The sequence below is a fragment of the Shimia marina genome (assembly GCF_001458175.1).
Taxonomy (GTDB): Bacteria; Pseudomonadota; Alphaproteobacteria; order Rhodobacterales; family Rhodobacteraceae; genus Shimia; species Shimia marina.
The window spans coordinates 655,787-674,065 of the sequence record NZ_CYPW01000027.1; the positions used below are offsets into that span (position 1 = coordinate 655,787).

Below are 18,279 nucleotides of genomic sequence, written 5' to 3' on the forward strand. Positions count from 1 at the left end.
CCTACATCCCTGCGGCAAGCCTAATGGCCGCGGGGATAGCAAGGTATCTCATTCCAGAATTGTCCCGCACCCCCTTCAGCCCTAGGATTGCGGCGCTTGAGGGAGTGGACTGAATGGCGCGCAAACTGATCATCTGTCTGGACGGCACGGGCAACGAAGTCGAGAAAAACGAAAGCAACATTCTCCGTATTTATAAATGCCTCAAACATGACAATCAGCAACTGGTCTACTACGAGCCCGGTGTTGGCACACTCTCCACCAGACCTTTCGCGCGCGGCTATTTTTCAAAAATCAAACTGCTTTTAGGGCTGGCCGCAGGCCTTGGCCTGCATCAGAATGTCCTGCATGCCTATGCTTTTCTCTGTGAGAATTACCAAGACGGCGATCAGCTTTATTTCTTTGGCTATTCCCGCGGGGCTTATACCGCGCGTGTGTTGGCAGGTTTTATCAATGATTTTGGGCTGGTTGCCCCGCATGAGCTGCATCTGGTCGGTCCGGTCTTCAAAGCCTGGCGCAAACTGCACACAGACAGCACCTCAAAAGACTATGCGACATTGCGTATCTCCGAACAGTTCTTTCATATGCGCCACCCTTCCATCCGCTTTCTTGGCCTCTGGGATACGGTCAGCTCCATGATCCGCATCCGCCTGCGATGGGGCAGCCTGATCGAATTTGGCAGCCATTCGAGCGTCGATGAAAATCCCAGCGTCAAGGCGGTGCGCCATGTACTCGCCATCGACGAAACCCGCCGCTTCTTTCGACATCAGTTCTGGAAACCCGGACAAAAATACTATGGCAACCGCTTCAAAAAGAAATCAGATCCACCAGATCAAGATGTCAAACAGGTCTGGTTTGCCGGCACCCACACAGATGTGGCTGGCTCAGTCCCCGAAACAGAGGCTGGATTGGCCAAAATCACCATGCAATGGATGCGCGAGGAGTTGGACGCGCTCGACAGTGACAGCGCTCTTGTGTTCCGAGATATTTTCTACAATCGCTATGTGCTGGGCAGAGAGGATGAGGTCACCAAACGCATGGGGCTCGCAATCTCGCCTCCCGATGCCAAAGCGCCGCTTCACAGCCAGATGAAATTGCATAAATTCTGGCCCCTTCTGGAGATCTTTCCCCGTCGTGCCAGCCGTAGCCGGTATCCCGATCAAAAAGACTGGCTTGGATATTATCTCCCTCTCGCCCAGCCGCGCTACATTGCGCCGGGCTCACACATCCATCCCACTGTGGCGGAACGCCAATCCGACCCAGCCACCCCCTATGATCCGCCCAACTTGCCGTGATCTCAACAAAACGCACGCCCTTTAATTGGTACCTAAAATATTCCCCAGAGACCCACTTGACCTTCCCTCTGGTTAAAAGTAGCTCTTCGGCCCAGAGCGCGGGTATGGTGAAATGGTATCATGCGAGCTTCCCAAGCTTAAGGTGAGGGTTCGATTCCCTCTACCCGCTCCACCTCCTCCACAAATACCGGATTTCCAAAGCGACGCGGCGCGCAGCGCGATGTTGCGTAAGGTCATGTTTGCCGCATAGCTGACGTGAAGGTAAAGTTTCAGGCAAATTGCCTAATCAATGAGCCTTCCATGTCAATCGTCACCTATGAAACCCGCGGCAAAACTGCCCTGCTGACCCTGAACAATGGCGAAAACCGCCAGAACCCCGCCTTTGCTCAGGCCATGCTCGCGGCCCTGCAACAAGCCGAAGAGGACAAATCCATCCGCTCCGTGGTGATCACCTCAAGTGATGAGAAGAACTGGTCGCAGGGCGTGGATCTCAACTGGTTGATGGCCGCCAAACAGGCGGGCAATCTCGATGATATGCGCGGCTTCATGAATGACATGAACGAAGTCTTTGCTCGGCTGCTCACCTTTCCAATGCCGGTGATCGCCGCCATCACCGGACATGCCTTTGGCAATGGCGCCATGCTGGCCTGTGCCTGTGATTTCCGCTTCATGCGCGCCGATCGCGGCTATTTCTGCTTCCCTGAAGTGGACATCAATATTCCCTTCCTGCCCTCCATGATTGCCTATGTGCGCAAGGCCATTCCAGAATACCGCTTCAATGAGCTGAAACTCACCGGGCGTCGCGCAACCGCAACCGAGCTGGAAGCAGATCACGTCCTCACAGCGGCCGCCGATGCCGAGGCCACCTTGGAGGCTGCGCTGGCTTTCGCCGCCACTTTCTCCAAAGGGCGTGGCATTTTTGGCGAACACAAACGCCGGATGTACAAAGACATTCTGGACACCATGGCCCGCGATGACGCGCCGCTCATTGCCGAACTCAAGCTGACGGTCTGACCTCAGCTCTGAAAGCTGCGAATATACGTCAGAAGCGCCTTTGTGGATTCAGAGGCCGCTTCTGGCGCCTGCCCACTGGCCACAGCCTCAAGCAGTCCTCCGGCCAGTTCCTTGCCCAGTTCCACCCCCCATTGGTCAAAGGAGTTGATGCCATAAATCACCCCTTCGACAAACACCCGATGCTCATAAAGCGCCACAAGCTGTCCCAGAACAAAAGGCGTCAGCCTTGGGTAAACCAATGTCGTGGAGGGACGGTTGCCACTGAAAACCCGGTGCTTTGCCAATTGGTCCAAAGCATCCCCTGACAGCCCCTTGGCTGCCAGTTGCGCCCGCGCCTCCGCCTCGCTGCGCCCCTTCAAAAGCGCCTCAGACTGCGCCAGACAATTTGCCACCAGCGCGCGGTGATGCTCCCCAAGGGCCGGTTCATGGCCCTCCGCCCCCACAAGGAACTCACAGGGCACAACCTGCTGTCCCTGATGGATCAACTGATAAAACGCATGTTGCCCATTGGTGCCCGGCTCGCCCCAAACCACAGGCCCCGCGACACGATCAAGCGGGCGGCCATCCATCGCCACGCCCTTGCCGTTGCTCTCCATTTCCAGCTGCTGCAAATAGGCCGGAAGCCGCGTCAGCCTTTGTTCATAAGGCAGAACCGCCCGCGTGCCATGGCCACAAACCTGCTGGTTCCAGATCCCGACCAGCGCCAGCATCACTGGCAGGTTTTCGGCAAAATCGGCGCTCTGAAAATGCAGGTCCATCGCCTGCCCGCCTTCCAGAAAGCCCTCAAAGGCTGTCGGCCCAATCGCCAACATCAGCGACAGGCCAATGGGCCCCCAGACAGAATAACGTCCCCCCACCCAGTCCTCAAAGCCAAAGACCCGCTCCGCCGGAATGCCAAACTCCGCACAGCGCGCCTCAGCCGTAGAGATCGCCACAAACCGGTCCAACGCCGCAGCCCCCCCAGCCCAGGCCAGCGCCGTGCGCGCATTCATCATGGTTTCCTGCGTGGTGAAGGTCTTGGAGGCGACAATCACCAAAGTGGTGTGCGGATCCAGCCCCTCCAACGTATCGGTCGCATCCGCGCCATCCACATTGGAAATGAAATGGCACTTGGGTCCGTCGTGATAAGGGGCCAGCGCCAGCACCGCCATCAGGGGGCCAAGATCTGATCCGCCAATGCCAATATTGACCACATCGGTGATGCGCCGCCCATCGCCCGGATAGCTGCCATCACGTACAGAAGTGGCAAACCGCGCCATGCGCGCACGGGTTTCGCGGATCTCAGGCAGAACATCCTGCCCCTCCACCAGCACCGGCGTCTCGCCCAGATTGCGCAGCGCCGTATGCAGCACCGCACGCCCTTCGGTCTCATTGATCTTCTCACCGGCAAACATCGCCGCGCGCTTCTGAGCAAGCCCGGCAGCCTCTGCCTGCGCAATCAGGGCTGTGCGCCCTGCCGCATCCATGGATGTCTTACTGTAATCAAACCGCAGCCCCTCTGCGGTGATGGCAAACCCTGTGGCCCGCTCTGCATCCTGCGCAAACAAATCGGCAATCTTGCGCGATTGCGCTGCGGCGCGCATCCCATCCAAGGTGGTCCACATCCCTCGTTACTCCGTCCAATGCACGTCTGCGCCAGAACACACCGCCTTAACAGGCGCTTCTGTCGCTTTCAAATTTTGTGCGGCGTTCAGCGCCTCGCGCTTGTCCGCACCCTTAATCAAAATATGCTTTCGCATGGCCCCGTCTAACACACGTGCAGAGAGGGTAATACGAATATCTGGCAAATCATGGCGACGCACCGGTATCAAGATCGGCGCATCCGCAGCCAAAGCATCTTCCAAGCCATCGGATCCCGGAAACAGCGAGGCCGTATGCATATCTGCCCCCATGCCAAGCAGCGCCACATCCAAAGGCAAAGCCCCGGCAATCACGCTCTCAAGCTCGGCAAGCACAGCTTCTGGCGCCTGTGCAGGCGCATAAAGCGGCAGATACCGCGCCGCCACCGCCCGATTGGTCAACAACCGCGCCTTCACCAACGCAGAATTGGAGCGGTCATGATCTTCCGGCACCCAGCGCTCATCGGTCAGCACCACATCCACCCGGTCCCAGTCCAGATCCACTGCGCTCAGAACATCAAAGATCGGCCCCGGCGTGGTGCCACCGGGCACCGCCAGCACCACCCGGTCTTTCTGATGCAGCGCCTCTGCCAGATCGTCGGCAATCACATTGGCCACATCAATGGCCATCATTTCTGCATCCGGGTAGGTGTTGAAATTCATTTGTCCAATCCTCTCCATTCACGCCCTTCCCTGCGCATCATCAGATCCGCATCATCCGGCCCATGGGCAAAGGCATCATAGGGTTTGGGCACATCCCCGCGCGCTTCCCAGCCATGGATGATCGGATCCGTCCAGGCCCAGGCTGCTTCGACCTCATCATCGCGCATAAACAGCGTCTGATTGCCCCGGATCACATCCATGATCAGCCGCTCATAGGCATCAGAAGAGCCCTGAACCTTTGGCCCCAGCGCTTCGGCAAAGCTCATATCCAGCGGCACATCCACAAGCCGCATGCCGCCGGGGCCCGGCTCCTTGATGGTCACGTTCAGTGTGATGCCCTCATTGGGTTGCAACTGAATATTAAGCTCATTGCGATGCCGTCCGGCTTCGGGGCCAAAAATCGAATGCGGCGTGTCTTTGAACACCACCGTGATTTCACTGTCGCGCGCCCGCAGCCGCTTGCCGGTGCGCAGATAAAACGGCGTGCCCGCCCAACGCCAGTTGTTGACCTGACACTTCAGCGCCACGAAGCTTTCTGTCTTGGAACGTGGATTGTCGACGTCCTCGCGATAGGCCGCCGCGCCATCCGCTGCCGTATATTGACCACGCACAATGTGATGGGGCTGCACCGCATCCAGCGCGCGAATAACCTTGAGCTTTTCATCGCGCACTGCATCGGGCTCAAACTGCGCGGGCGGCTCCATGGCAATCAGGCACAAAAGCTGCATCAGATGATTTTGCACCATATCCCGCATGGCGCCGGACTTTTCATAATAATCTCCGCGCCCGGCCACCCCCACGGTTTCGGCCACGGTGATCTGAATGTGATCAATGTATTGCGCATTCCACAGCGGCTCAAAAAGCATATTGCCAAAGCGCACCGCCATCAGGTTCTGCACCGTCTCCTTGCCCAGATAGTGGTCAATGCGGTAAATCTGGCTCTCGTCAAAATGCTGCGCCAATTCCCGGTTCAGCGCCTGCGCCGTCTCCAGATCATGACCAAAGGGTTTCTCCACCACTATCCGCGTCTCAGGCCCCACAAGACCATGACGTTCAAGCCCCCGCGCCAGGTCTGAATAGACCCCTGGCCCGACGGAAAAATAGAACGCGCGCACCGTCTCCGGTGACAATTCCGCCGCCAGCGCGGACCAGCCTGTCTCTCCACGCGCATCAACAGACACATAATGCACATGCTCACAAAAGGCGCGCACCGTCTCCGCATCAGAGGCGATGTCGCCAACAAACTCCAGCAGGGCCTCTGCCACCAATGCGCGGTAAGCTTGAGTCGTAAGATCAGAGCGCGCCGCGCCGATCAATTTACTGCCATCAGGCACCTGCCCAGAACAGAACCGTTTGAACAAAGCTGGCAGAATCTTGCGCCGTGCCAGATCACCCGTGCCGCCAAAAATCACCAGATCAAATGTTTCCACCGGAATAATACGAGACACCATCCGTATAAGCCCTTTGCCCTCTAAGCCCTGTGCTGCCTAAGCTCTCCGTATCGCGCCGGATGCCATCAGTATTCCGTTAGCGCTACCGAAGCCCTAACACCGCAACCATATCATCGCAACCATGCATCACAACTGTGTCAGAAGATAAACACAAACCTTGGCCATGGCGGTAAACTTTCGGTATGACCGCTGAGGTACCCAAAAATCGGCAGTCTCATGAAAGATCACGCAAATCTCGGCAAGTTTGAAAATCCTTTTGTCACGGCAAAAGGCGACACACGGGCCCATGTAAAGCTCAGTGATCCGCAAACGCTTTGGTTCAACACTGGCACCCTTTGCAACATTCAATGTGAAAACTGCTATATTCTGTCATCACCAACCAATGATGCCCTGCTCTATATCACCGCCGATGAGGTCAGCGACTACCTTGATCAGCTTGATGAGCGGAATTGGAATGTGGGCGAAATTGCCTTCACCGGCGGCGAACCGTTCATGAATCCGGAAATGATTGAAATCGCCCGCCGCGCTCTGGATCGCGGCTATGAGGTGCTGATCCTCACCAACGCGATGCAGCCGCTTATGCGCAAACGCGTTCAACAGGGCCTGCTAGAGCTGCGTGAAACCTACCGTGACAAACTCACCTTCCGCATTTCCATCGATCATTGGAATCCTGACAACCATAATGCCGAACGTGGCGAAGGGTCTTTTGCCAAAATGCTGGAAGGCATGCAGTGGCTGCGCGATGAAGGCTTTCAGATGAAAGTCGCCGGCCGCACCCTCTGGGGCGAAACCGATGCGGACTCCCGCGCAGGCTACGCCGCCCTGTTTGAGACCCACAACTTCCCCATTGATGCGCATAACCCCGGCCAGACCATGCTGTTTCCCGAAATGGACGAAACCGTGGAAGTGCCCGAAATCACAACCGAATGTTGGGGCATCCTAAACAAATCCCCCAATGACATCATGTGCGCCAGCTCCCGCATGGTGGTGCGCCGCAAAGGCTCTGATCATGCCTCCGTCGTGGCCTGCACCCTCCTGCCCTATGTGGAAGAGTTTGATCTCGGCCCGACGCTCAAGGATGCGGAAAAACCGGTGCTTCTCAATCACCCGCATTGCGCAAAATTCTGCGTTCTGGGCGGCGCGAGCTGCTCCGCCTGAGCGCACGTAAACACGACCCAGCCCCCCAAGAGCGGGGGGGGGGTAACCTCATGCCCATCATGACGCCCACACCGGCGGCGGTACGGGCATGGTATCCGGAATATGTCACAAAGCCCGACAGGCCCATTGCACCCCACATGTCGCCTCTGATATAAGCGTTCTAACAACATATTGACCGCCAATAAGAAGCGAGATCGGGACTTGAGCGACACGCCGAAAACCCCTGAAAACGATGAAGAAAAAACCCATGAGCGGATGATCCACGACGGTCCTTCTGTGACCATCGAGGAAGAAATGCGCGCCAGCTATCTCGACTACGCCATGAGCGTGATCGTCAGCCGCGCCATTCCGGACCTGCGCGATGGGCTCAAACCGGTGCACCGCCGCATTCTTTATGCGATGCATGAAACCGGCAACACCCATGAGAAAGCCTACCGCAAATCGGCCCGTCCGGTTGGCGATGTGATGGGTAAATATCACCCCCACGGTGATGGCGCGATCTATGACGCGCTTGTGCGCATGGCACAGGATTTCTCCATGTCACTGCCGCTTCTGGATGGTCAGGGCAACTTCGGCTCCATGGACGGCGACAACCCGGCGGCCATGCGTTACACCGAAGTGCGCATGGACAAACCTGCGGCTGCACTGCTGGCCGATATCGACAAAGAAACCGTTGATTTCCAAGACAACTATGATGGCAAAGACCAGGAGCCAACCGTGCTCCCGGCGCGCTTCCCCAACATGCTTGTCAACGGCGCAGGCGGTATTGCCGTTGGTATGGCCACCAACATTCCGCCGCACAATCTGGGCGAAGTGATTGACGCCACGCTGGCGCTGATTGACGAGCCCGATCTGACCTCTGAGCAGCTCATAGACTATGTGCCCGGTCCTGATTTCCCAACCGGCGGCATCCTTCTGGGCCGGTCTGGCGCGCGTAAAGCCTATCTTGAAGGCCGCGGCAGCGTTGTGATCCGTTCCAAAACCCGCGTCGAGGAAATCCGCAAAGACCGCTATGCCATCGTCATCGACGAAATTCCCTATCAGGTGAACAAATCCTCGATGATCGAAAAGATCGCCGAGGCCGCGCGGGATAAGCGCATCGAGGGCATCGCCCATGTGCAGGATGAATCCGATCGGGACGGCGTGCGCGTGGTTGTGGAGCTGAAACGCGACGCCACCGCCGAAGTCGTGCTCAATCAGCTCTTCCGCTTCACCCCAATGCAAACGCACTTTGGCTGCAACATGCTGGCCCTGAACGGCGGTCGCCCCGAGCAGCTCACTCTGCGCCGCTTCCTGACCTCTTTCATCGACTTCCGCGAAGATGTGGTTGCGCGCCGCACCGCCTATCTGTTGCGCAAAGCGCGTGAACGCAGCCACATCCTCTGCGGTCTGGCTGTGGCCGTGACCAACGTTGATGAAGTTGTGGCAACCATCCGCAGTTCCGCAGATGCAGCAGAAGCCCGTCAAAAGCTGATGACGCGCCGCTGGCCGGCTGCTGAAATCGCGGGCTACATCCGCCTGATCGACGATCCAACCCACACCATGAACGAGGACGGCACCTACAACCTGTCCGAAACACAGGCCCGTGCCATTCTGGAGCTGCGCCTGCAGCGCCTCACACAGATTGGTGTGAAAGAGGTCACTGACGAGCTCGAAGAACTCGCCGCCAAGATCAAGGAATACCTTGAAATCCTCGGCTCGCGTGAGCGCATCATGGGTATCATCAGCGATGAGCTGCGCGAAGTGCGTGACAATTTCGCCGTAGAACGCCGCACCGAAATCGTCGACTGGTCTGGCGATATGGACGACGAAGACCTGATCGAGCGTGAAGACATGGTCGTGACGGTCACTTCCGGTGGCTACATCAAACGCACCCCGCTGGCCGACTTCCGCGCCCAGAAACGCGGCGGCAAGGGCATCTCGGGCATGCAGACCAAAGAAGAGGATGTGGTCACCACCCTCTTTGTGGCCAACACCCATACGCAACTCTTGTTCTTCACCACCGATGGCATGGCCTATAAGCTCAAGACCTGGCGCCTGCCGCTGGGTGGGCGCACCGCCAAAGGCAAGGCCATCGTGAACATCCTGCCAATTCCACAGGGCGTTTCTGTCGCGGCCATCATGCCGGTGGACCGCCCCGAGGACGAATGGGACGATCTGCAAATCATGTTTGCGACTTCTGCGGGCACGGTGCGCCGCAACCGCCTGTCTGATTTCACCAATGTGAAAGCCAATGGCAAGATCGCCATGAAGTTTGAGGATGACCACGCCGACACCAAGCTGATCAACGCCCGCATCTGTACCGAAGAGGACGATGTGATGCTGGTCACCAACTCTGGCCGGGCGATCCGCTTCCCCACCACCGAAGTGCGCGTGTTCAACTCCCGCGCCTCCACCGGTGTGCGCGGCATCAAGCTCAACGGCGATGATGAGGTGGTTTCGATGTCCATCATCCGCCACTTCCGTGCCGAAAGCGAAGAGCGCGCCGCCTATCTCAAGATGCGCCGCGCGGTTGCTGGCCTGACTGACGACGGTGGCGATGACGAAGACGCCCCAGCAGGAGAGCTCTCGCAAGAGCGCTACGCCGAAATGTCGGCCGCCGAAAACCTGATCCTCACGATCACCAAAGGCGGCGCAGGCAAACTCAGCTCCAGCCATGACTATCCGGTCCGTGGACGCGGTGGTCAGGGTGTCGCCGCCATGGACAAAGCCATGCGCGGTGGTGCGCTGGTGGCCTCCTTCCCGGTCGAACTGGGCGATCAGATCATGCTGGCCACCTCCACCGGACAGTCGATCCGCGTGCCTGTGGATGGCATCTCTTTCCGCTCCCGCAATGCGGGCGGCGTGCGGGTGTTCAACACCGGCAAGAACGAAGAAGTGGTCTCCGTTGCTTGGATTGCCGAGCAGGATGAAGACGACACAGCCGAGAGCTGACGTTTCGTAAAGCGCACAAACAGGGGGAGAAATCCCCCTGTTTTTCGCCGATCTGGCACGGCTTTAAAAAACAATTTGACTTAAAAACGCATAATGAACTCCTATGTAAGGCATAGGAAAGTGTGAATTGTTGACAGTATTAACGAAACAGCAATCCCTCAAAACCGAGCACTTTCATCGCTAGGACAAAGACCGTTTTTCGTTATGCTGCTCAATTTCGGGTAGCTTGAAAGGCGTTTGGCACCAACCAAAATATGTGACCTTCGACACAGCACCACTCACGCAATTATTTTTTAAATGGTATCTTTTTCATGATGAACGCACACGACCTGAATTGGGATGACCTGCGTGTCCTTTCAGCGGTCATTGACACCAAAAGCCTCTCCGCGGCCGCCAAAACGCTTGGAATCGATCCGGCCACTGTCTCGCGTCGCATGACCCGGCTCACCGCAACGCTCGGCCTGCCTGTTTACAGCAAACATGTCGATGGATGGCGCCCCAACCCGGATCTTACTCAATTTTTGGAGCTGGTCGCACAGTTCCATCATCAACTGGAACACGCGCTCAGCACATTACAGGAGCGATCCAGCACCCCCTCCGGTCGGATCAGCGTCGAGGCCCCCGCATGTATCGTCACAGGCATTCTTTTACCTAATTTTGAAAACCTGGCCGCATCCGCTCCAGAGCTGAATGTCACCCTGCACCGCAGCGCAGCCGCCAGCGGACTGGGTCAAAACGACCTGATCATCACATCAGTGCAACCCGAACAGGGCCGCCTGATGACACAGGCCATCGGTCAGATGACACTGGAAGCCTTCGCCCCCAAAGACACCCGGCCTGAACAGCACGCGCATTGGATTGCCGGGAGGGAAGCCGAAGACGCCTTCCATGTCGATGACATCGGTGAAACCATTTTCGGCTGCCCGGCCACCCACCATCTTGACACCTTTGCCGATGCCAGCCGCATGATGTTCAGCAGCGGCAGCTCCACCGTCCTGCCCAGGGTGGTGGCCCGTGAACATGCGGCCAAACTCCTGCGCGTCAACCCGACGATGGTCAAGAAAGTGCCGCTGTTTCTCTGTTTTCACGAAAGTCGAAAGTCCGATCCAACGATCCGCGCTGTCACTGATTGGATCCGTGCGACCTTCAAAAAGGAGGGCGCTGCCTGCAAGGCAACCTTTCCCGACCCAGAGTAGGGAATACCCTAAGCAACCGACAAAAATGCAATTTCATGGCTGCACAATTTGCGATTGCAACATGCGCGCTGGAAGGAAAAGATTGATTCATAAAAATCAAAAAAAATTGTATCGAAGTGTAACTAGTTGAATTTGAGGCAATTATGAATGATCAGCCCATCCCCACGCAGATTGCCAGGAATATTGCTCTTCTGTTTTGCAGAATAGTCATCGTCGTATTGCTCGCGGAACAGGTAATTTATTACTGGTTCGACGTTCCAGGACAATCCGTTATTGGCGCGCTTGACAGAGTCATGAGCGCTGAGTGGATGAAGCATGTCGTTACTGCGCAAATGATTTTGGCCGCTGTTTCGCTCGGTCTGGGGTTTGCGCCCCGTCTCATTGCGCTCTGGTCGGTCATGGCAGTCGTGTCGTTGACGTCGCTCTACGTCCAGGACGGCGCGGTAATACCCGACTTTCTTGCGATACGTTTCTGGATCTTCATAGCAGCAACAACCCCAGTGGTGCTTTTAGGGAGCGGTGGACTTTGTATCAAAATACCCCACACCCGGTTCTCGCCCCCAAGCCCAGTTGTCCGTCCTCAGCGCCTTCACCCTCTTTCTAGGCCGCTCAACTAAAGTTACCTAGCCAACTGGGCGCGTTCCATCTGCAACTGGGCGCGCCCATTTTTTTCAGATCAACACGGCACATGCCCCAAACAAAAAGAGGACGCCAAAGCGCCCTCCCCTGAACTCACACTCTGCAACAAACACTCAGAGCCCGTAGATCTCGCCAAATTTCGCTTCCAGATAATCCAGCAGCGGCGCGCCACTTGGGGCCTTACCCGTGGCATGCTCAATGGTCGCCGCTGGCTCACGCAGGCCACCGTGGCGCTGAAGGTTCTCCCGCAACCAGCCCGTCGCGGCCGAAGTATCGCCCTGCGCCAATTGCGCGTCCAATCCCGGCACCGCCGCCCGCAACGCTTCATTCAGACAGCCCGCGTAGACATTGCCCAGAGAATAGGTTGGGAAATAGCCAAACAGCCCCACCGACCAATGCACATCCTGCAAAACGCCATGGGAAGGCCGATCCACCGCATAGCCAAAATCAGCCTTGAAGCGATCGTTCCAGGCCGCCTCCAGATCATTTACCGCCAGATCCCCAAGCATCAGGGCGCGCTCAAGATCAAATCGCAGCATGATATGCAGGTTATATTGCACCTCATCCGCCTCGGTGCGGATATAGCCATCATTGACCCGGTTCACCGTGCCATAAAACGCCTCAGCACTCTCAATGCCAAAATCGCCAAATTCCGCTTTCATCTGCTCAAACAGCCAGCCCGTATAGGCACGGCCACGCCCAAGCTGGTTCTCATAAATCCGGCTCTGGCTCTCATGCACCCCCATGGAGACACCCCGCCCCAGCGGGGTCAACAGATAGGCATCATCAATGCCCTGCTCATAGGCCGCATGCCCGACCTCATGGATCGTGGAGTAAAAACAGTTGAACGGGTCATTTTCACTTGTCCGCGTTGTGATCCGCACATCCTGACCGGAGCCCGAACAGAACGGATGGGTCACGCAATCAATCCGCCCATGGTCAAAATTATAGCCAAAAGAGGCCGCCAGCTTGGCCGTCAGCGCCATCTGCTTGTCCGCCGGATAATGCCCGCTCAGCTTTTGTGGGGCCTCGGCGGCCAGCACTGCTGCACGTAGCGCCACCAGACGCGGGCGCATGGCATCAAACATGGCCGCGATCTCAGCCGCCGTCATTTCCGGCTCATAGTCATCCACCATGGCATCATAAACGTCACCACCTGCCGCAAGCGCCTGCCCTTCCTGACGCTTGAGGTTCACCACCTCCTGCAATGTCGGCAGGAAACCGGCCACATCCTCGTCACTGCGCGCCTGCGCCCAGATCCCTTGCGACCGGCTCGTCACCTTGGCAATTTCCGCCGCCAGATCCGCCGGAACTTTCGATGTGCGCGCATAGGTTTTAGCAATGTGGCGCACATGGGCTTTGGCCACCTCGTCGAGCTGGGCTGTGTCAATCGCCGCCAGCCACTCCCCCACTTTGGGATCAATCCGGCGCGCATGCAGCACGCTTTCCATCGCTGCCATTTCCTCGGCCCGCTGCCCGGCGGCGCCTTTCGGCATGATCGCTTCCTGATCCCAGCCAAGACGCCCGGCCACCTGGCCAAGCGCCTGAGTGGTGTGTTCAAAGGCCATCAACTGCTCATATGCAGACATCTTCTGTTCCCCTTTCAGGATTGTCGTTTCAGGCTGCGTCGCGCAGCGACGTGGCAATCGGATAATGGCTCAAAAAGCGCGCCCGCAGGATCAGCACAACAACAATCACCGCCATGATCTGATGGGTGATGGCCACATGCATATGGGCAAACGTCAGAACCGTGACAACGCCCAGCACCATCTGCAGGAACACCGCCGCCAGTGACATATTGAAAGCAAACCGGGTGGCCTTATGCGCCGAAGCCTGCCCGCGCCGCCACACAACAATGGCAAAGATCATCAAAAGATAGCCCCAGCTGCGGTGCACAAACTGCACAAGCCCGGCATTCTCAAAGAAATTGCGCCACAGCGGCTCCAGATCAAAGGCCTCCGCAGGGAAGACCTGCCCCGCCATCAAAGGCCAGTCATTGTAAGACCGCCCCGCATCAATGCCCGCCACAAGCGCACCCAGCAGGATCTGAACATAGGTGGCATGCAAAAGCCCCGTCGCCAGAGAGAACTGCTTGGCCTCTTTGCCGCGCCGCGCCTGCATCAGATCCCGTTCACTGCGCCCCAGCAACAAAATGTACCATGTGATGAAACCAAGGATCAGAAAGGCCAGCCCCAGATGCGTCGCCAGACGGTAGCTCGCCACGGTCGTGACCCCTTCACCGGAGGTCACCCCGGAGGCCACCATCCACCAGCCAATTGCGCCCTGAAGGCCCCCAAGCCCCCCAATCAGCAAAAGCCGCCCGGTCCATCCGGTTGGAATCTGCCGCGCCACGGCAAAGCCAAGAAAGCCAAGCGCCCAAACCAGACCAATCACACGCCCCAGCTGACGGTGGCCCCATTCCCACCAGTAAATGACCTTGAAATCTTCAAGCGTCATCCAGTTGTTGTCGATCGCCCATTGGTCAATCTGTTTGTATTTCTCAAATTCGCTTTGCCAATCCGCCGCGCTCATCGGCGGCACCGCCCCGGTCACAGGGCGCCATTCGGTGATCGAAAGCCCGCTGTCGGTCAACCGGGTCAGCCCGCCCACGGCGATCATCAGCACCACCAGTACAAAGAGGATCATCAGCCAGAGCCGAATGCCCCGCCGCGCGCCCTTGGCTCCGCTGTCAATCACGCCAACAGCCTTGGGGGCCTCTTTTGGACCCTCGCTGCCAACCTCTTCAAAAATGCTGCGTTTCTGGCTCATCGCTGACTCCTGCTCTTGCGCGTGAGCCTAATTTGGCCACGCGGAAGCTTCAACCACTCTCGGGTACGAATTGATATGGGCTACGGACCTGCAGTGCCTTGCAAGACAGGCAGAAAATCAGCCCTTTTCCTTCCAGCGGACCATCTGTCGCAGCACCCCATGCAGCATCTGCACATCCGCACGGGTCATCGGCATACGACTCCACATATTGCGCAGATTGATCTTCATGCCTTCTGCCTTCTCCGGCGGAAAGAAGAAGCCTGCCGCGTCCAGCCGCTCTTCATAATGGCGCTCAAGCGCCTCCATCTCGGCGTGATTGGCCCAGTCGGTTTTGGTCATATCAACGCGCTCATGCACGATATCCGCAGACTGACGCCGCCACTCATAGGCGGTCAGCAACACACATTGCGCCAGATTGAGCGAGGCATATTCCGGGTTCACCGGCACATTGATAATGGCATTGGCCCGCGCAATGTCCTCATTCTCAAGCCCGGCGCGCTCTGGTCCAAACAGCACAGCCACTTTTTCGCCGCGCGCAATGCGCTCCGCCGCCTGTTTCATCGCCGTCTCAGGCGTCACCACAGGTTTGGTCAGCCCCCGCGCCCGCGCGGTGGTCGCAAACACATAGTGACAGTCCTCCAGCGCTTCCGCCGTGGTCTGCGTCAGAAAGGCACCGTCCAGCACCCTTCCTGCGCCTGAGGCCATGGCCACCGCGCGTTCATTGGGCCAGCCATCGCGCGGATCCACCACCCGCATTTTATCAAGACCAAAATTCAGCATCGCCCGCGCCGCACCACCGATGTTTTCCCCCATCTGCGGGCGCACAAGAACAAAAGCGGGCTGCGGTGTCGCGGTGGTCATGGCTGTCTCCTGAAAAATCCGCCCGCTGATACCCCCGCCGCCCCTGCAAAACAAGCCACCCCGGCTTCATTTGACTGTAAATATCCCCGCCGGAGGCATAAATCTCTTTTGCAAAGCCCGCCGCAAAGTCGGAAACTCACGATGGCCAAGCCAAAAAAACCGCGCTATAGCGGCGCGATCAAACCACGAGGAACCAGAGTATGTCCGAGACAGAGCTGCCGCAGATCTATCTGATCACCCCGCCAGAAATCGAACTCTCCCGTTTCCCCGACCAACTTGCTGCCGTGCTGGATGCTGCGGATATCGCCTGCGTGCGCATGGCGCTGGCCACCCGCGACGAAGATCGCCTGTCACGCGCCGCTGATGCCCTGCGCGAAGTGGCCCATGCCCGTGATGTGGCCATTGTGATTGACGAACATGTGCAACTCTCCGAACGCCTTGGTCTGGATGGGGTGCATCTCACCGATGCCGGGCGCTCGGTGGGCAAAACCCGCAAAGAACTCGGCGCAGATGCCATCATCGGCGCTTTCTGTGGGGCGTCGTCCCACGAAGGCATGACCGCCGGTGAACATGGCGCAGATTACGTCAGCTTCGGCCCCGTCGGGGCCACCGCGCTCGGCGATGGTACGCTGGCCGAAAAAGACCTCTTTGAATGGTGGTCGCAGATGATTGAAGTGCCGGTTGTGGCCGAAGGGGCGCTGGACGTTGAGATCATCGCCAAACTCTCGCCCTTCACGGATTTCTTTGGTATTGGCGAAGAGATCTGGCGCGCCGAAGATCCCGTGGCCAAGCTTAAAGAGCTGCACGCCGCCTTCACCGCCTGATCCCGCGCGCCTGCGCGCTAGGAGCCTCCATGACCACACGTCCCGACATTCTCTGCATCGGCTCTGTCCTCTGGGACATCATTGGCCGCGCGCCCAGCCACATGCGACAGGGCTCTGATGTGCCCGGCCGCATCACCCGCCTGCCCGGCGGTGTGGCTTGGAACATCGCCATGACGCTGGCGCGCTTTGGTCTGCGTCCCGCCGCGCTTTCGGCCATTGGTCAGGATGCAGAAGGCGATGAGTTGATGACCGCCTGTCGTGAAATGGGCGCGATCATGGACTATGTCTATCGCTCCGCCGATCTGCCCACCGACACCTATATGGCCGTAGAAGGCAAAAACGGGCTGATTGCCGCCATCGCAGATGCCCATTCCCTTGAGGCCGCAGGCGACAAAATTCTGGCCCCGCTGGAAAACGGCACGCTTGGCTCAGAGGCCGCCCCCTATGGCGGGCTGATTGCGCTGGATGGCAACCTCACCCAGCGCCTGCTGGATCAGATTGCGCGCAGCACGCTGTTTGCGGCGGCTGACCTGCGCGTGGCCCCGGCATCTCCGGGCAAAGCCGAACGGCTCATGCCCTTCCTGCGCCATTCCCGCGCCGTGCTTTACGTCAATCTCGAAGAGGCCGGCACCCTGTGCCAGACCGAGTTCTCCTCTTCCCAAGCCGCCGCCGAGGGCCTGCTCAAACGTGGCGCGGCCCGTGCGCTGGTCACGGATGGTGGCAACGCCGCCTCTGATGGCACGGCCGACGGCGTGATCACCCAACAACCGCCTGCGGTCATGGTGACCCGCGTCACCGGCGCAGGCGACACTTTCATGGCCGCACATATCGTGGCCGAATCTCAAGGCAGCAGCCGCGAAGAGGCGCTCGCACGCGCTCTCACCGCTGCCGCCAAATACGTCTCTGGAGAACACGCCACATGAGCCTGATCACCCTGTCCCCCGAAGTGGCAGAAGCCAAGAAAAACGGCACCCCCATCGTGGCGCTGGAAAGCACCATCATCACCCACGGCATGCCTTATCCGCAGAACCTCGAAGTGGCGCGTCAGGTCGAAAACGACATCCGTGAAAAAGGCGCCGTGCCGGCCACGATGGCCGTGATCAACGGCACATTGCACGCCGGCCTGACTGACGCGCAACTCGAAGCACTCGCACAGGCTAAAGGCGTCGCCAAGGTCAGCCGCGCCGACATGGCCGTGATCATGGCGCAGGGTCGCACCGGCGCCACCACCGTCGCCGCCACCATGATTGCCGCGCATCTTGCGGGCATTTCCATCTTTGCCACCGGCGGCATCGGCGGCGTGCACAAAGGCGCAGAAGAGAGCTTTGACATCTCCGCCGACCTCACCGAGCTGGGCCACACGCCCGTCACCGTCGTGGCCGCAGGCGCCAAAGCCATCCTGGATGTGCCAAAAACGCTGGAAGTGCTGGAAACCAATGGTGTGCCAGTGATTGCATATGGTCAGGACAGCTTCCCGGCCTTCTGGTCTGCGCAATCCGATCTCACCGCGCCTCTGCGTATGGATGACGCCGCCGCAATCGCCGCCGCCCATAAAATGCGCGGCGCCATGGGCCTGCCCGGCGGCCAGCTGGTTGCCAACCCCATCCCAGCCTCTGAGGAAATCCCGGCCGAAGATCTGGCCCCGGTGATTGCGCAGGCCACCCGCGAAGCCGAAGAACAAGGCGTGACGGGCAAAGGCGTCACCCCCTTCCTGCTGCAACGCATCTTTGAGCTGACCGAAGGCCGCTCGCTGGTGGCCAATATCGCGCTTGTGCGCAACAACGCGCGTCTGGCCGCCGACATCGCCGCCGCGCTTGTAGCCTGAACAGGGCCGGTTTGGGCAAGGCCCATCCTGCCCT

General features: G+C 58.5%; 15 protein-coding genes and 1 tRNA gene. 10 read left to right on the top strand and 6 right to left on the bottom strand.

Translation table 11 applies throughout. The features are described 5' to 3' along the window. Nucleotides 1-113: 113 nt before the first annotated feature. From SHM7688_RS15795 to SHM7688_RS15805, 3 genes are all read left to right on the top strand, one after another. Nucleotides 114-1,292 carry a T6SS phospholipase effector Tle1-like catalytic domain-containing protein gene (locus SHM7688_RS15795; protein ID WP_058240878.1) on the top strand — a complete coding sequence of 393 codons (1,179 nt, stop codon included), beginning with the start codon at nt 114-116 and terminating at the stop codon, nt 1,290-1,292. A gap of 98 nt (nt 1,293-1,390) precedes the next feature. After that, nucleotides 1,391-1,464: transfer RNA gene (locus tag SHM7688_RS15800), tRNA-Gly, on the top strand. Between the two features lie 128 nt (nt 1,465-1,592). Then, nucleotides 1,593-2,306: an enoyl-CoA hydratase/isomerase family protein gene (locus SHM7688_RS15805; protein WP_058240879.1), complete on the top strand. Its 714-nt coding sequence runs from the start codon at nt 1,593-1,595 to the stop codon at nt 2,304-2,306. A gap of 2 nt (nt 2,307-2,308) precedes the next feature. On the opposite strand, the gene pgi is transcribed toward SHM7688_RS15805, so the two are convergent. The 3 genes from pgi to zwf are packed head-to-tail and all read right to left on the bottom strand — an operon-like array spanning nt 2,309 to nt 6,039. Further along, nucleotides 2,309-3,910, bottom strand: coding sequence for a glucose-6-phosphate isomerase (pgi, locus tag SHM7688_RS15810; RefSeq protein WP_058240880.1), 1,602 nt, complete (start codon nt 3,908-3,910; stop codon nt 2,309-2,311). 6 nt (nt 3,911-3,916) lie between these two features. Next, on the bottom strand, nt 3,917-4,588 hold the full coding sequence (gene pgl / locus SHM7688_RS15815; RefSeq protein WP_058240881.1) for a 6-phosphogluconolactonase: 672 nt from the start codon (nt 4,586-4,588) through the stop codon (nt 3,917-3,919). Next, on the bottom strand, nt 4,585-6,039 hold the full coding sequence (gene zwf / locus SHM7688_RS15820; RefSeq protein ID WP_058240882.1) for a glucose-6-phosphate dehydrogenase: 1,455 nt from the start codon (nt 6,037-6,039) through the stop codon (nt 4,585-4,587). Before zwf ends, pgl begins: the two co-directional genes overlap by 4 nt. A 216-nt stretch (nt 6,040-6,255) precedes the next feature. Between zwf and SHM7688_RS15825 the strand changes: the two genes are divergently transcribed. The 4 genes from SHM7688_RS15825 to SHM7688_RS15840 all read left to right on the top strand — a co-directional run bounded on the left by SHM7688_RS15825 (nt 6,256) and on the right by SHM7688_RS15840 (nt 11,944). Then, nucleotides 6,256-7,197, top strand: a complete 942-nt coding sequence (locus SHM7688_RS15825) for a radical SAM protein (RefSeq protein WP_058240883.1) — start codon at nt 6,256-6,258, stop codon at nt 7,195-7,197. Nucleotides 7,198-7,398: 201 nt separating this feature from the next. Beyond that, nucleotides 7,399-10,131 carry a DNA gyrase subunit A gene (gene gyrA, locus SHM7688_RS15830; RefSeq protein WP_058240884.1) on the top strand — a complete coding sequence of 911 codons (2,733 nt, stop codon included), beginning with the start codon at nt 7,399-7,401 and terminating at the stop codon, nt 10,129-10,131. A gap of 311 nt (nt 10,132-10,442) precedes the next feature. Continuing rightward, complete coding sequence (locus tag SHM7688_RS15835; protein WP_058240885.1) at nt 10,443-11,327, top strand: LysR family transcriptional regulator; 885 nt, start codon at nt 10,443-10,445, stop codon at nt 11,325-11,327. Between the two features lie 143 nt (nt 11,328-11,470). Next, nucleotides 11,471-11,944, top strand: coding sequence for a hypothetical protein (locus SHM7688_RS15840; RefSeq protein WP_058240886.1), 474 nt, complete (start codon nt 11,471-11,473; stop codon nt 11,942-11,944). Nucleotides 11,945-12,079: 135 nt separating this feature from the next. Here SHM7688_RS15840 and SHM7688_RS15845 read toward each other — a convergent pair whose 3' ends face one another. The 3 genes from SHM7688_RS15845 to SHM7688_RS15855 form a co-directional block, all read right to left on the bottom strand. Next, nucleotides 12,080-13,555 carry a carboxypeptidase M32 gene (locus tag SHM7688_RS15845; RefSeq protein WP_058240887.1) on the bottom strand — a complete coding sequence of 492 codons (1,476 nt, stop codon included), beginning with the start codon at nt 13,553-13,555 and terminating at the stop codon, nt 12,080-12,082. Between the two features lie 28 nt (nt 13,556-13,583). Continuing rightward, nucleotides 13,584-14,735 carry a heme A synthase gene (gene ctaA, locus SHM7688_RS15850; RefSeq protein WP_058240888.1) on the bottom strand — a complete coding sequence of 384 codons (1,152 nt, stop codon included), beginning with the start codon at nt 14,733-14,735 and terminating at the stop codon, nt 13,584-13,586. A 117-nt stretch (nt 14,736-14,852) separates the two neighbouring features. Next, the gene (locus SHM7688_RS15855) at nt 14,853-15,596 is read right to left on the bottom strand and encodes an RNA methyltransferase (protein ID WP_058240889.1); all 744 of its coding nucleotides are present in this window, start codon (nt 15,594-15,596) and stop codon (nt 14,853-14,855) included. A 200-nt stretch (nt 15,597-15,796) separates the two neighbouring features. Between SHM7688_RS15855 and SHM7688_RS15860 the strand changes: the two genes are divergently transcribed. The 3 genes from SHM7688_RS15860 to SHM7688_RS15870 are packed head-to-tail and all read left to right on the top strand — an operon-like array spanning nt 15,797 to nt 18,245. Next, nucleotides 15,797-16,420 (top strand): thiamine phosphate synthase, encoded by a 624-nt coding sequence (locus tag SHM7688_RS15860; protein WP_058240890.1) that lies wholly within the window; start codon nt 15,797-15,799, stop codon nt 16,418-16,420. A gap of 29 nt (nt 16,421-16,449) precedes the next feature. After that, nucleotides 16,450-17,343 (top strand): PfkB family carbohydrate kinase, encoded by an 894-nt coding sequence (locus SHM7688_RS15865; protein ID WP_058240891.1) that lies wholly within the window; start codon nt 16,450-16,452, stop codon nt 17,341-17,343. Next, entirely contained in the window at nt 17,340-18,245 is a 906-nt protein-coding gene (locus SHM7688_RS15870; RefSeq protein WP_058240892.1) for a pseudouridine-5'-phosphate glycosidase, read from the top strand. Before SHM7688_RS15865 ends, SHM7688_RS15870 begins: the two co-directional genes overlap by 4 nt. Nucleotides 18,246-18,279 lie beyond the last annotated feature (34 nt).

Coding starts and splice junctions, on each gene's coding strand:
- zwf (WP_058240882.1), bottom strand. CDS start 6,039: ATGGTGTCTCGTATTATTCCGGTGGAAACATTTGATCTGGTGATTTTT.
- SHM7688_RS15835 (WP_058240885.1), top strand. CDS start 10,443: ATGATGAACGCACACGACCTGAATTGGGATGACCTGCGTGTCCTTTCA.
- SHM7688_RS15865 (WP_058240891.1), top strand. CDS start 16,450: ATGACCACACGTCCCGACATTCTCTGCATCGGCTCTGTCCTCTGGGAC.
- SHM7688_RS15825 (WP_058240883.1), top strand. CDS start 6,256: ATGAAAGATCACGCAAATCTCGGCAAGTTTGAAAATCCTTTTGTCACG.
- SHM7688_RS15795 (WP_058240878.1), top strand. CDS start 114: ATGGCGCGCAAACTGATCATCTGTCTGGACGGCACGGGCAACGAAGTC.
- SHM7688_RS15805 (WP_058240879.1), top strand. CDS start 1,593: ATGTCAATCGTCACCTATGAAACCCGCGGCAAAACTGCCCTGCTGACC.
- SHM7688_RS15870 (WP_058240892.1), top strand. CDS start 17,340: ATGAGCCTGATCACCCTGTCCCCCGAAGTGGCAGAAGCCAAGAAAAAC.
- pgi (WP_058240880.1), bottom strand. CDS start 3,910: ATGTGGACCACCTTGGATGGGATGCGCGCCGCAGCGCAATCGCGCAAG.
- ctaA (WP_058240888.1), bottom strand. CDS start 14,735: ATGAGCCAGAAACGCAGCATTTTTGAAGAGGTTGGCAGCGAGGGTCCA.
- SHM7688_RS15845 (WP_058240887.1), bottom strand. CDS start 13,555: ATGTCTGCATATGAGCAGTTGATGGCCTTTGAACACACCACTCAGGCG.
- pgl (WP_058240881.1), bottom strand. CDS start 4,588: ATGAATTTCAACACCTACCCGGATGCAGAAATGATGGCCATTGATGTG.
- SHM7688_RS15860 (WP_058240890.1), top strand. CDS start 15,797: ATGTCCGAGACAGAGCTGCCGCAGATCTATCTGATCACCCCGCCAGAA.
- SHM7688_RS15840 (WP_058240886.1), top strand. CDS start 11,471: ATGAATGATCAGCCCATCCCCACGCAGATTGCCAGGAATATTGCTCTT.
- SHM7688_RS15855 (WP_058240889.1), bottom strand. CDS start 15,596: ATGACCACCGCGACACCGCAGCCCGCTTTTGTTCTTGTGCGCCCGCAG.